Annotated in this window: 11 protein-coding genes; 5 read left to right on the top strand and 6 right to left on the bottom strand. The window is 67.4% G+C overall.

The annotated features are described in order from the left end of the window. Positions 1–105: 105 nt before the first annotated feature. Genes ACO2Q4_RS00950 through ACO2Q4_RS00940 form a run of 3 tightly spaced genes read left to right on the top strand, consistent with a single transcriptional unit; the run spans position 106 to position 2,450 of the window. Entirely contained in the window at positions 106–1,092 is a 987-nt protein-coding gene (locus tag ACO2Q4_RS00950) for an ABC transporter substrate-binding protein (protein WP_423316669.1), read from the top strand. Positions 1,093–1,141: 49 nt separating this feature from the next. After that, on the top strand, positions 1,142–1,870 hold the full coding sequence (locus ACO2Q4_RS00945; protein WP_311760282.1) for an ABC transporter permease: 729 nt from the start codon (positions 1,142–1,144) through the stop codon (positions 1,868–1,870). Continuing rightward, positions 1,860–2,450: an ATP-binding cassette domain-containing protein gene (locus tag ACO2Q4_RS00940; RefSeq protein ID WP_423316666.1), complete on the top strand. Its 591-nt coding sequence runs from the start codon at positions 1,860–1,862 to the stop codon at positions 2,448–2,450. Before ACO2Q4_RS00945 ends, ACO2Q4_RS00940 begins: the two co-directional genes overlap by 11 nt. On the opposite strand, the gene ACO2Q4_RS00935 is transcribed toward ACO2Q4_RS00940, so the two are convergent. The 6 genes from ACO2Q4_RS00935 to pqqA form a co-directional block, all read right to left on the bottom strand. Beyond that, entirely contained in the window at positions 2,438–3,208 is a 771-nt protein-coding gene (locus tag ACO2Q4_RS00935) for a quinoprotein dehydrogenase-associated SoxYZ-like carrier (RefSeq protein WP_423316664.1), read from the bottom strand. The two genes, ACO2Q4_RS00940 and ACO2Q4_RS00935, sit on opposite strands and share 13 nt — an antisense overlap. Next, positions 3,205–4,344 carry a pyrroloquinoline quinone biosynthesis protein PqqE gene (gene pqqE, locus ACO2Q4_RS00930; RefSeq protein ID WP_311760279.1) on the bottom strand — a complete coding sequence of 380 codons (1,140 nt, stop codon included), beginning with the start codon at positions 4,342–4,344 and terminating at the stop codon, positions 3,205–3,207. The genes ACO2Q4_RS00935 and pqqE overlap by 4 nt, the downstream gene beginning before the upstream one ends. Beyond that, on the bottom strand, positions 4,341–4,655 hold the full coding sequence (gene pqqD, locus ACO2Q4_RS00925; protein ID WP_311760278.1) for a pyrroloquinoline quinone biosynthesis peptide chaperone PqqD: 315 nt from the start codon (positions 4,653–4,655) through the stop codon (positions 4,341–4,343). The genes pqqE and pqqD overlap by 4 nt, the downstream gene beginning before the upstream one ends. After that, positions 4,652–5,434, bottom strand: coding sequence for a pyrroloquinoline-quinone synthase PqqC (gene pqqC / locus ACO2Q4_RS00920; RefSeq protein WP_423316662.1), 783 nt, complete (start codon positions 5,432–5,434; stop codon positions 4,652–4,654). The genes pqqD and pqqC overlap by 4 nt, the downstream gene beginning before the upstream one ends. Next, a complete protein-coding gene (gene pqqB / locus ACO2Q4_RS00915; RefSeq protein ID WP_423316661.1) occupies positions 5,431–6,321 on the bottom strand; it encodes a pyrroloquinoline quinone biosynthesis protein PqqB in 891 nt (296 codons plus the stop codon). The genes pqqC and pqqB overlap by 4 nt, the downstream gene beginning before the upstream one ends. 67 nt (positions 6,322–6,388) lie before the next feature. Then, complete coding sequence (gene pqqA, locus ACO2Q4_RS00910; RefSeq protein WP_311760275.1) at positions 6,389–6,481, bottom strand: pyrroloquinoline quinone precursor peptide PqqA; 93 nt, start codon at positions 6,479–6,481, stop codon at positions 6,389–6,391. Positions 6,482–6,630: 149 nt separating this feature from the next. On the opposite strand from pqqA, the gene ACO2Q4_RS00905 reads away from it, so the two are divergent. Together ACO2Q4_RS00905 and ACO2Q4_RS00900 are read left to right on the top strand one after the other, a co-directional pair. Then, positions 6,631–7,689, top strand: coding sequence for a quinoprotein relay system zinc metallohydrolase 2 (locus tag ACO2Q4_RS00905; RefSeq protein WP_311760274.1), 1,059 nt, complete (start codon positions 6,631–6,633; stop codon positions 7,687–7,689). Between the two features lie 57 nt (positions 7,690–7,746). Further along, positions 7,747–13,254, top strand: coding sequence for an MG2 domain-containing protein (locus ACO2Q4_RS00900; RefSeq protein WP_423316658.1), 5,508 nt, complete (start codon positions 7,747–7,749; stop codon positions 13,252–13,254). The last annotated feature ends 18 nt before the right edge of the window (positions 13,255–13,272 follow it).

Genomic DNA, 13,272 nt, shown 5'->3' with positions numbered 1-13,272 from the left:
TGCAAGCCTGATGGCGCTATAGGGGAAATTCTCCTAAGACTTCGGGCGTATTGGCCGATCCCGCTGCCGCGTGGCATTTTGGCCGCATTGGGGGAGAGAACAGCCATGGTCCAACTGAACAGAAGAATCACCCTGCTGGGCGGGGCGGCGATGCTGTCGGGATTCGCGTTCCGGGCCGGGGCCGCAACCACCCCGCCCGCCATCCGCATCGGCACGCTGGAAAACGGGACCGTCAACTGGGAAATCCAGACCATCGTCAAGCAGGGGCTGGACAAGGCCAACGGATTTTCGCTGGTTCCGATGATATTGGCGGGCAATCCCGCGACCCAGGTCGCGATGCAGGGTGGCGAGGTCGAGACGATCGTATCGGACTGGCTCTGGGTCGCGCAGCAAAGGGCGCGCGGCGCAGACTTCACTTTCCTGCCCTATTCCACCGCCGTCGGCGGCCTGATGGTCAAGGACGACAGCCCGGTCCAGACCCTTGCCGACCTGAAGGGCAAGAAGATCGGCATCGCAGGCGGGCCGGTGGACAAAAGCTGGCTGATCCTGCGCGCCTGGTCACGCGAAAAGCTGGGCGAGGATCTGGCGGACATCACCCAGCAGGTCTTCGGCGCGCCGCCGATGATCCTGAACGCCGCCGAAACCGGCGAGGTCGATGCGGCGATCAACTTCTGGCATTTCCAGGCCAAGATGCAGGCACGCGGCATGCGCGAGGTGATGTCGGTTGCCACCGCGGCGCGCGATCTGGGTCTTGATCCCTCGACCCCGTTGCTGGGCTATGTCCTGCGCGAAAGCTGGATCGCCAAGAACCCCGCGCTGGCAGCGGGGCTGGCCAAGGCCTCGGCCGCAGCAAAGGATCTGCTTGCCAAGGACGATGCCGCTTGGCAGCCGATCCGCAGTTTCATGGACGCCAAGGACGATGCCGAGTTTCAGGCCCTGCGCGCGGGCTGGCGCGCCGGCATTCCGGCGAAAGGCCCCGTCGATGTCGCAAATGCCGAAAAGATGTTCGCGGCCATGGCCGCGCTTGGCGGCGAAGAACTGACCGGCGGTGTGACCGCCCTGCCGCCCGGCCTGTTCTGGACGCCGGAGTAGGTTTTTGTCCCAGGACAGCAATTCCCGCTCGGCCCTGTGGCCGGGGCTCATGTCCATTCTTGCCATGCTGCTGATCTGGACCGTCGCGTCGCAACTGACCGACCGGCCGCAGACCCTGCCCGCCCCCTGGCAGGTCGCGGCGAGAATTGGTCATCTGGCCGCGACCGGAGAGCTTTGGTTCAATGCCGGGATGACCCTGATGCGCGTCGCGGCAAGCTTTGCGCTGGCGATGGCGATCGGGCTGGCGCTGGGATTGCTGATGGGCCGCAGCCGCCGCGTCGACGACTGGCTGAATCCTGGCATCATCATCCTGCTGAACGTGCCCGCGCTGGTCGTCATCGTGCTGAGCTATATCTGGGTCGGCCTGAACGAGACCGCCGCGATTCTGGCCGTGGCGCTGAACAAGATCCCTGTCGTCACCGTCATGATCCGCGAAGGGGCAAGGGCGCTGCGCCCCGATCTGGACGAGATGGCCAGCGCCTTTCGCATGGCGCCCGCCGCGCGGCTGCGCCATGTGGTGCTGCCGCAGCTTGCCCCGCAGATCGCGGCCGCGGCACGCGCGGGCATCTCACTCATCTGGAAGATCGTGCTGGTCGTCGAGTTCCTTGGCCGCTCAAACGGGGTCGGGTTCAAGATCCACCTGCTGTTCTCCAGCTTCGACGTGACCGGGGTTCTCGCCTGGGCGCTGACCTTCGTGGCCATCATGTTGGCCATCGACCTTTTCATCCTGCGCCCCTGGGAACGGCGGGTAAACCGGTGGAGGCAGGATGCGGCTTGACCTTCAGGCAAAATCCTTCGCCGGCAAGCAGATCCTTGGCCCGATCGAAATCTCGGTCGGTCGGGGCGAGCGGGTGGCGATCCTTGGCCCCTCGGGCATCGGCAAATCCACGCTGCTGCGCATCCTGGCCGGGCTGGACCGGAACTTTCAGGGACGGCGCGACGGCGACGAACGGCTGGCGATGGTGTTTCAGGAACCCGTCCTGCTGCCGTGGCGGGATGCCTTGGCGAATATCACCATTCCCACTGGCTGCGACCGGAAGACCGCCATCGAATGGATGGGCCGTGCCGGGCTTGCCGGGCATGAGGCAAAATTTCCGCGCCAGATGTCGCTGGGCCAGCAGCGCCGGCTGGCGCTGGCGCGCGCCTTTGCGGCAGGGCCGGATATCCTGCTGGCGGATGAGCCTTACGCATCGCTGGATGCCGAGACCGCGACGCGCATGGTCTCCCTGACCGGAGAGTTGCTGGACCGCAGCGGCGCCGGGCTGATCCTTGTCACCCACGACCCGAACGAGGGGGCAGCGCTGGAGGCGCGCGCGTTGCGCCTGTCAGGCACGCCAGCCCGGCTTCAGAAGGACTGATCCCAGACCCGCCCCTCGGTATCCTGGGCATGGATCTTGACCGGCGCGTCGCCGGGGGACCAGCCAAAGCGAAAGACCGGATCTTCGGAGATCGAGATCCCCGCGTTCATCGTGAACAGCTCGGCCCCGTCCTGGGTCACCTCAAGCGTCTGGATGAATTCGGCCGGGATCGTCAGCAGCGTGACCTGATCCCGCTGCAGCCCCGAGAAATTCGGATGGCGGATCATCAGCGTGCCGATCTGGCGGCCGTCTTCCTCGGTCCGGCGAAACTTCATCTCGCCCATCGTGGCCCGCATGTCGTCCATGCTTTTGCCCGCCGGCGCCGCACACCCGCCCGAGGCCTTGACGAAGCGACCCGCCATCACCTTGCGCCCATCGGCCAGCGTTGCGACGGCGCGCAGGTCTGAATAGCTGTCGACGCGCACCCTGACTTCGAAATCCAGCGGCATCAGCGCCTTGCCAAAGGTGAACTCGGCGGCGACCGGGGCCGGGTTGCCGTCCACGACCAAAGCAAGCCCGGTGATCGCGGGCGCGCCGGGCGGCTGGGTGATATGGACCGGTACCAATGCCGGGTTATCGGCGCGCTTGGGCGCATCCAGCAGCAGGATCGCGGGATCGATCGGCGGCTCGTCATCTGTCCCGATGATGCTGGACCGAAGATCGTCCCAGGCCTCCGATGGTTGCAGCGGATTTTCGATCTCGGCCGCAAGGACCAGATGCGGTGCGGCCAGCAGGGCAAGGACAAGGGCCAGCCTCATGTCCGTTTCTCCTTCGGCATCCGGCGATAGACCAGCGCGATGTCGTCGCTGGCCGCCTCTGCCTCTGCCTCGGCCCGCAGCCGCGCGTTCAGGGACGAGCGCGAGCAGACCGGATCCGTCGCCAGAGGATCATTCGCCATGGCCATAGCCTGACAGCGGCAGCCGCCAAAATCAACCTCGCGTCGCTCGCATGAGGCGCAGGGCTCGGGCAGCCAGGCGGTGCCGCGAAACGCATTGAAGGCCGCGCCGTATTGCCAGATCTGGGCCAACCGCACGTCGCGGATATTGTCGAACTCCAGCCCCTTGATGGTCTGCGCGGCATGGCAGGGCAGAACGACCCCGTCCGGCGCGATGTTCAGCCCGGTCGACCCCCAGCCGCCCATGCAGCTTTTGGGATAGGTCGCATGGTGGTCGGCGGGGACATAGTCGATGACCATACGCCCGCGCAGGCGCCGCCGCGCCTCGTTCACGATCTCGCGCGCCCGTTGGGCCTGCGCCAGCGTCGGCATCAAGGGGCGGCGATTCAGGTCGGCCCAGCCGTGGAATTGGACGGTCGCGACCTCGATCCGGCGACAACCCAGACGCTCGGCCAGATCGATCATCTCGGGCAGGCGATCCAGATTCTGGCGATGGACCACCGCGTTCAGGGTCAGCGGAAATCCGATCTGCCCGATCCATTCCGCGACCTGCATCTTGCGCGCGAAACTGCCGCCATAGCCGCTGATCCAGTCGGCCATTTCGGCGTCGATGCCCTGCAGGGACAGCTGGACGTGATCGACGATGCCGTCCAGTTCGCGCAGCCGCGCCTCGGTGAAGCCGATGCCCGAGGTGATCAGATTGACATAAAGCCCGGCATCACGCGCGGCCGCGGCAATCTCGGTCAGGTCGCGGCGGGACGCGGGTTCGCCACCCGACAGGTGCACCTGCAGGACGCCCAGATCTGCCGCCTGCCGGAAGATGTCGCCCCATTCCGCCGCCGTCAGCTCGGAGTTGACCCGCGCCAGCTCGACCGGATTCGAGCAATACGGGCAGGCCAGCGGGCAGCGATGCGTCAGTTCTGCCAGCATCGCCATCGGCAGGCCGACGCGCACCGGGTTGCCCTGGATGTCCTGAGGGATCACGGGCTGATGGGTCATGGTGCCTCCCCATGCGGGCCCTGGCAGGCAAGGAACAGCATGCGCCGATCCACCAACCCGCGAATGAAGTCGTGGACGTCCCCCTCGATCTGTTCGGAGGGGGCGTCGTAGCGGTCGCACAGGGTCAGGATCACCTCGGCCAGGCTGCGTCGTCCGTCAAGTTCGGTCAGGATGGCATCGCCCACCGCATCCAGCTGCATGGCGCGTTCTGGCGCCAGCAGGACGCGGATCCCCCGGACACGGTCATCGTGCAGCCGCACCCCCCGCGGCAGATAGGGGATGCAGGCATTGCTGAGGCGGTGTCCTGTCATGTCGCGGCCGCGGCAGGTTCCGGCCGGCGGGCCATGAGCCCCTGCCCCGGCAGCCATGCCCCGTTCGGCGTGTGGCCTTCGACGTATCCGTGCCACAAGGCGTCAAGCTGTGCCCAAAGCACGTCCGTCTTGAAAGTCAGCGCCGCCGCTGCCGCATCCTGCTTTTCCAGCGTGTCCGCATGATCGAGCACATAGTTCAGCCCGAATTCGACATCCTTCGGCGCTTCGGACAGGCGCTTGCGGAAATAGGCAAGGCTGGCCTCGTCCGCGAAGTCGTAATGCTTCAACAGGCCCTCGATCCGCTCGGCATGGATCTTCGGGGCGAACATCTCGGTCAGGCTGGCCGCCACGGCGTCCAGCAACGGCATGTCGCGGACGAAGCGGACATAGGCATCCACCGCAAAGCGCGTCGCGGGCATCACGCCCGCCCCGCTTGCGACATAGTCGGGATCAAGCCCCACGGCCTGTGCCAGCGCCAGCCAGCGGCGGATGCCGCCACCCTCGTCCACGCCGCCATCGTGATCCTCGATCCGGGAACGCCAGATGCGACGCAGGTGGGGATCCTCGACCCGCGACAGGAAGGCCGCGTCCTTCATCGGAATCCGCGACTGGTATTGCCAGCGGTTGATGACCCAGGCGCGAACCTCGTCAGGGGTGCATTCGCCGCCATGCAGGCGTTTATGGAAGGGGTGGCGGTCGTGATAACGCTCGGCCCCGATGCGCTTCAGCCGCTCATGGAATTCGGCCCGTGAAAGCGGGTGCTGGTCGGCAAGTTTCATGGCCGGATCTCCATGCCGTCATGGCCGATCTGCCACCCGGCAGCCTCGGCGCGGGCGCGTTCGGGGCTGGCGGGGTCCACCAGCGGATTGGAATTGTTGAGATGGACAAAGATGCGCCGCGCGACCGGCACCCCATCCAGGGCCGCGATACTGCCATCGGCACCCGAAACCGGGACATGGCCCATGCGGCGGCCGGTCTTCTGGCCAAGGCCCGCGCGGATCATCTCGTCATCGGTCCAAAGCGTTCCGTCGAACAGCAAGGCATCCGCCCCCGAAATGCGGTCGCGAAGCCAGTCGGGAACCGAGGCGCAGCCGGGGATATAGCATATGCGACGGCCGTTCGCGTCCAGCTCGACGCCCACCGTCTGCTCACCCATCTGCCCTGTCTCGACCGTCTCGCCCTCCAGATATAGCGGCACCTTGCCCGGCACCGCGAAAAGGCGGGCCGTAACGCCCGCAACCAGTTCGAAATCCTGGTCCAGAACGACTTCGCGGCGCGAGACAAGCCGCGGATTCAACACCGACAACATCGGGTTCGCCCCCAGCACGCCGTGAATGGCCGGGGTGGCGAACAGATCGAATGGCTGCCCTTCGCGCAGGGTCAGCAGGCCGGCGACGTGATCGATGTCGCCATTGGTGACCAGCACCGAGCGAATGGGCGAGCCGCGCAGCCCCGCCGGTCGCAGGACCGGGTTGGTGGCAAGCTGCACACGCAGGTCAGGCGAGGCATTCACCAGCGCCCAATCCCTGCCGTTCGACGAGACCGCGATCCCGCTTTGGCTCATCGAGGGGATGTGCCCCTCGCGCGCCGCTTCACAGTTTGAGCAACCGCAGTTCCACTGCGGCAACCCACCCCCGGCGCCGGTGCCGAGAATCACGATACGCATGGCTTATAGCTTTTGGCACGACCGGTCCCGACAGCACGAGACCGGCCGGATCTGCTAGCAGTTCAGGTCAGAACAGAACCGGCTCATCATCGGCCGGAGCGTACATGTTGATTTCCATCCCGCAGGCGATTTCCTTGATCGCCGGTTTGGTCCAGGCCATGAGTTCCTCCTCCTCATCCCGCCGCGTCTTGCGGCATGCAACAAATCGTATGCCGCTGTATGTTTCAGTCAACCCGCCAAAGGTCTTAGATGGTGCCTGCTTGGAAGCCGTGCTAACGTCCCGCACCGCACGACAGGACGGAGGGCGGAATGTTTCATCTGCTGCTTGCCACCTGCCTGGCGAACGACCCCTCGATCTGCGCCGAAAGGCTTCTTCCGTCGGCCGAGTCCCCCAGTGTCGAAGAATGCCACCGCAAGGCCGAACCCATCGCTCGTGACTGGCTGGCCCGCCATCCCGACCTGCGCGGCGGTGCCGCGCGCTGTGTCGAGACCGCCGGCCTGCCTGCCCTGAACATGCAGGAAGTCGCGGATGGCGTTTTCTTCTACCAGGGCGCGATGGAGCAGATCTCGCCGGGGAATCGTGGGCGCATCGCGAACCTGGCCTTCGTGGTCGGCGACACCGTCGCGGTCATCGATGCAGGCGGCACCCGGGCCGAGGGCGAGGCGCTTTATGCCGCCATCCGCAGCGTGACCGACAAGCCGGTCAGCCATCTGATCCTGACCCACATGCATCCCGACCATATCCTGGGGGCCGAAGTCTTTGCCGAGGCCGGCGCCAGCATCGTCGCGGATGCCCGCCTGTCAGACGCGGTCGCGCGCCGGACCGATGCCTGGATGATGTCGATCCCCGATCAGATCGGACAGGCGGCGTTCATGGGATCGCGGATTGCGCCGGTCGATCAAAAGGTCGATGCGCCGATGACGATTTCGCTCGGTTCGACCGAATTGCGGCTGGAGCCGGTGAAATCCGCGCATACCGACAATGACCTGACCGTCTTCGACAGCGAATCAGAGACGCTGTTCACCGGGGACTTGATCTTTCGCGGGCTGACCCCGTCGCTGGACGGCTCGCTGTCCAACTGGATCGACTGGGTCGATGGGACCGGACCCGACCCCGCGCCCAGCCTGATCGTGCCAGGCCACGGCCCCGTCGCCGCGACCTGGGACGAAGCTGTCGCCCCCGAACGCCAGTATCTGCACGCGCTGCGGGATGCGACGCGCAAGGCCGTTACGGGCGGCATGGCACTGTCGCGGGCGATCCCGGCCATCGTCAGCATGATGAAGCCCTATTCCGAGGGCTGGGCCGATTTCAACGCCACCACTGCGCGCAATGCCGCGACAAGCTTTTCCCAACTGGAATGGGAATAGGCTGATTGCCTCTCCTTTCCGTGAATGCCACCTTGGGGCATGGATCGGAGGGACATCATGCCATCATCTGTCTTGCGTCGCGCAATCTCGACCGGGCTAGCGCTGGCGGCCCTTGCCGCCCTGCCCGGACTTGCGCAGGAGGCCGTGCTGCCCGCCGAGCGGCTTCAGCTGTCCCCCGACACCGACCTGCCCGGCGGCGATATCGGCCGGATCTTCGACACCACCCTGCAATCCTGCATCCAGGCCTGTCTTGGGGACGAGGCCTGCCGCGCCGTCACCTATAACCAGAAGGCCCGGTCCTGCTTTCCCAAGGGCGAGGGCCACGGCGCCCCCGCGCCCTTTGCCGGTGCGCTGTCGGGCCGCGTGATTCCGATCGTCGCGGAAACCCAAGCTATCGCGGCGTCCCGCGCCAGTGCCGCCCCCTTCATCAATGCCGATGACATCAACGCCGCCCAGACGCAGGCGCGGCTGTTCCCGGCCATGAACCCGCCGCAGGGCGCGGGCGACCCGCGCGAGGAGGCGGCCGCCTCGGAAAGCGCGGGCGACATGGGTGCCGCGGCACAGCTGATGGCGCAGGTGGTGGCGCTTTCCGACGGGGCCGAAGACTGGACGAACCTGGCCCGGCTGACCCTTTACAGCAGCGATTCCGATAACCGCGACGCCTCGACCGCGATCGCGTCGATGGCGGCCAACGGTTATCTGCGCGCCGATCCCGATCCGGTGGCCGCACAGGCACTGTCATGGCTTGCCATGGCGTTCGAGCGGCTGGATCGCGGCCCGGATGCCCTGAGCGCATTGCGCCTTGCCGCGCGCCTTTCACCCGGCGACGCCTCGATCGCCACCGCCCTTGAACAGTCCGAGGCCCGGAACGGTCTGCGCGTGACCGACACGCAGGTCGAATCCGAAGGCCGGATGCCCCGCTTTTGCGCCGAGCTGTCGCGCGAACTGGCCAAGGGCACCGATTACGGCCCCTTCCTTCGCCTGCCCGCCGGAGACCTGACGGTCGAGGCCCAGGGCTCGCGCCTTTGCGTCGCGGGGCTAACCCACGGGCAGGAGGTCGAGCTGACATTGCGCGCGGGCCTGCCCTCGGCGGATGGCGAAAAGCTGACGCGGGACGTGACCCTGCGCGGCTATGTCCGCGACCGCTCGCCCGAAGTGCGTTTCCCCGGCCGCGCCTATGTCCTGCCCGCCTCGGGCGACCAGCGCCTGTCGATGGTCACCGTCAATGCCGACCGGATCGACCTGCGCCTGCTGCGCATTTCCGACCGCAACCTGATCCGCGCCATGTCCGAGGACATGTTTGCCTCGCCGCTCGACAGCTGGCAGACGGAGTACTTCTCGGGGCAGATGGCGCGCGAGATCTGGCGCGGCTCGGCCGAGCCGGCGAAACCCGTCGGGCAGGATGTCCTGAACCGGGAGCTGACGACCAGCCTGGCCATTCCTTCGGCTGCCGGCCCGCTTGAGCCGGGCATCTATATCGTCGAGGCCAGCGTGACCGGGCAGGAAGCCTCGGATACCGGGCTGGCGACGCAGTGGTTCGTGATCTCGGATTTCGGAATCTCGACCTTTTCGGGAACGGATGGGCTGACCGTCGCCGTGCGCAGCCTGCGCGACGCCACGCCAAAGGCCGGGGCCGAGGTCGCCCTGGTCAGCCAGTCGAACGAGGTGCTGGCGCGGACCGCGACGGATGCGCAAGGTGTCGCGCATTTCGCGCCGGGGCTGAGCCTTGGGACCGAGGGTGCGGCCCCGGCCCTTGTTACCGTGACCGAGTGGCAGGGTGACGGCAGCGATCGCGCGCCCCGCGACATGGCGTTCCTGTCCCTCAGCGATCCCGAATTCGACCTGTCCGACCGTGGGGTCGAAGGCCAGCCCCCCGCGCCCCCGATCGACCTGTTCGTCGCGACCGACCGCGGGGCCTATCGCGTGGGCGAGACGGTGAATGCCACGATCCTTGCCCGCGACGCGCAATCCCGTGCCCTGCAGGGCCTGCCCCTGACTGCCGTTATCCTGCGTCCCGACGGGGTCGAACAGACCCGGGTCACGCCGGCCGAGGCCGGAGATGGCGGCAGCACCGTCAGCTGGACCATCCCCGGAAATGCGCCACGTGGAACATGGCGGCTTGAGCTGCGCAGTCAGGCCGACGGCCCCGCGCTGTCGACCGCACGCCTGCTGGTCGAGGATTTCCTGCCCGAGCGCATCGACTTCACCCCTGCCCTGCCCGATGGCCCGGCCAAGGCCGGTGACGTGCTGGACCTGACTCTGGCCGCGCATTGGCTTTTCGGCGCACCCGCCGCCAACCTGCCGGTGGAAGGTCAGCTTCGTCTGTCGGCGGCGCGCGATCTCGACGGGTTCGAAGGCTATGTCTTCGGCTCTGCCGACGACGCGCCGCAGCCGGTGGTCCAAAGCCTGCCCGCGGGCACGACCGATGCCGCGGGGAATTACCGGACCGAGGTGAGCCTGCCCCCCGCTGCCGAACTTGGCCCGCAGCCGGTCAAGGCCGAGCTTGTGCTGAACATCCGCGAAGGCGCGGGACGCCCCGTCGAGCGCAGCGAAACCCGCGTCGTGATGCCCGGCGCGCCCGTGATCGGGATCAAGCCGCTGTTCGAAGGCGACACCGTGTCCGAAGGCGGCGAGGCGCGCTTTTCGCTGCTGGCCGTCGGCCCGGACATGAAGCCCGCCAGCGCGCCGCTGCGCTGGGTGCTGAACCGGATCGACACCGAATACCAATGGTATTCACTTGAAGGCCAATGGAACTGGGAGCCGATCACCACCCGCGCCCGCGTGACCGAGGGTGTGGCCGAACCGGGCCAGGACCCGGCCGAGATCGCCGTCCCTGTCGACTGGGGTCAGTATGAACTTGTGGTCGAACAGGCCTCGGGACAGGGCGGGGCCAGCACCACGCAATTCTACGCCGGATGGGGCGCGACGGCCGAGGCCGGAAGCCCCACCCCCGACCGCCTGCAGGTCACGCTGGACAAGGCCGCCTATCGCAGCGGTGACACCGCGCGGGTCAAGGTCAAGGCGCTGGCGGACGGGCTGGGGCTGGTCTCGGTCCTGTCGAACCGTCTTGTCTCGATGCAGGGCATCGCGCTGAAAGAGGGCGAGAACGAGATCCAGCTTCCGGTCACGGATGACTGGGGCGCCGGAGCCTATGTCACGGTCAGCGCGATCCGACCGCTGGGCGACGCGGCAGCCGGAAACCGCACGCCCGTCCGCGCGCTAGGTCTGGCCCATGCCGCCGTCGATCCGGGCGAACAGCGACTAGCGGCGAGCCTTGAGGCGCCAAAGGAAACCCGGCCGCGCGGAACGATCCCGGTCACGCTGCGGGTCGAGGGGGCGCCGGGCGCGACTGTCCATGCCACCGTCGCTGCCGTCGACCAGGGCATCCTGAACCTGACCGGTTATACCGCGCCGGACCCGTCCGGGCATTATTTCGGACAGCGCCGGCTGGGTGTCGGGCTGCGCGACATCTATGGTCGCCTGATCGTGTCGAGCGGCGCCCCAGACGGCGCCCTGCGCGAAGGCGGCGACGCCATGTCCTCGAACAGCGAGGCCCCGCCGCCCACCGAAAAGCTGATGAGCTGGTTCTCGGGGCCGGTGACGCTGGGCGCGGACGGAACCGCAAAGCTTGACGTCCCGGTCGGCGACTTCAACGGAGAGGTCCGCGTCATGGCCGTCGTCTGGACCGACAAGGGCGTCGGCCAGGCCGATGCCTCGGTCCTGGTCCGCGACCCTGTGGTGCTGACCGTGACCGCGCCCGCCTTCCTTGCGCCGGGCGACCAGGCGCAGGTCGGGCTGCGGCTGACCCATGCCTCTGGCCCGGCCGGAGAGATGCGCCTTGCCGTCCAGCAGACCGGCGGGGACGCGCCTCTGACGACCAGCCTGTCGTCGGACAGCGTGACCTTGGCCGAAAAGGCCGAGGCACTGGTGACGATGCCCGTCTCGGCAGGTGATGCCGAGGGGCGCGCCGATCTGCGCCTGACCCTGACCACGCCGGATGGGACAGCGCTGACCAAGGACATCGTGATCCCGGTCTCGCTGAACGATCCCGACATCCAGCATCGCGACCGCCTGACGCTGGCCCCCGGCGAAAGCGCGACCCTGCCCGCCGGGCTGACCGAAGGGCTGATGCCGGGCATGATGCTGACCGCCGCGGTCGGCCCCTATGCGCGGCTTGATGTGGCGGGCGCGCTGGCGCGGCTGGCCCGCTATCCCTATGGCTGCACCGAACAGCTGACCTCGGGCGCGATGCCGCTGCTGTATCTGCCACAGCTTTCCGTGCTTGAGGGCGTGGGCGCAGGGGCCGATACCGGCGAGACCGTGCAGAAGGCCCTGACCCAGATCCTGACGCGGCAGGGGGCCAACGGTGGTTTCGGACTGTGGCGCGCGGATTCGGGCGACCTGTGGCTGGAAGCCTATGTGACCGACTTCCTGTCGCGGGCGCGTTCGACCGGCTATCAGGTGCCGGACAAGGCCTTCGGCATGGCGTTGGACAACCTGCGCAACCGCGCCAATTACGCGACCGACCCGACCGCCGCCACGCCCGAGGACAACGCCGCGTTGGCCTATGCGCTGGCTGTGCTGGCGCGGGAACGGGCGGCGACGGTCGGGGACCTGCGCTATTACGCGGATACGGCCGCCAGCGCCTTCTCGACCCCGATGGCGGCGGGCAATCTGGGTGCGGCGCTGGCTTCGTATGGCGACCAGCAGCGCGCCGACCGGATGTTCGCGCAAGCCCGCAACCTGCTGAACCTCGGCGCGCCCGAACCCTATGCCTTCCGGGCGGATTACGGCACCAAGCTGCGCGATGCGGCGGGCCTGCTGGCGCTGGCGGCTGATGCCCGGTCCGACGCCATCGATCAGACCGCGCTGACCGCACAGATCGCCGAACAAATCGACCGGGCCGAGGAAAAGGGCAGCACCCTTTCGACCCAGGAATCGGTCTGGACGGTGATGGCCGCGCAGGCGTTGTCCCATACCGTGCCGCCCGCGACGCTGAACGGCGTGGCGCTGACCCAACCGGTTGCCGCCCTGCCCGATGCCACGGCCAGCATCGCCAATCCCGGCGACACCCCGCTGGAGGTGACGCTGACCGCGACGGGCAAACCCGCGACACCCTCGAAGGCGGGCGGGCGCGGTTATCGCATCACCCGCAGCTATTTCAGCATCGAGGGTGAGCCGCTGGATCCCGCCAATGTCGCGCAGGGCACGCGGATCGTGGTCCGGATCGAGGTCAAGCCCGAGGCCGAGGGCGGGGGCCGTCTGATCGTCAGCGACCCCCTGCCCGCCGGATGGGAGATCGACAACCCGAACCTGCTGCGCGCGGGCGACATCTCGGCACTGGACTGGCTTGACGGACAGACCGACGCCGAGATGACCGAATTCCGCGCCGATCGCTTCGCTGCGGCACTGACCTGGACCTCGGCCGAACCGTTCCGGCTGGCCTATATCGTGCGCGCGGTGACGACGGGCAGTTTCCGCCATCCCTCGGCCAGCGTCGAGGACATGTACCGCCCCGAATTCCGGGCATGGAGCGACGGAGGAACGGTCTCCGTCCACCCATGACGAAACCATGACTTGCCG

This window comes from Paracoccus sp. KR1-242, assembly GCF_049446195.1.
Classification (GTDB): Bacteria; Pseudomonadota; Alphaproteobacteria; order Rhodobacterales; family Rhodobacteraceae; genus Paracoccus; species Paracoccus broussonetiae.
The sequence above is the reverse complement of the archived record's forward strand: the minus strand, read 5'-3'. Positions and strand labels throughout refer to the sequence as shown.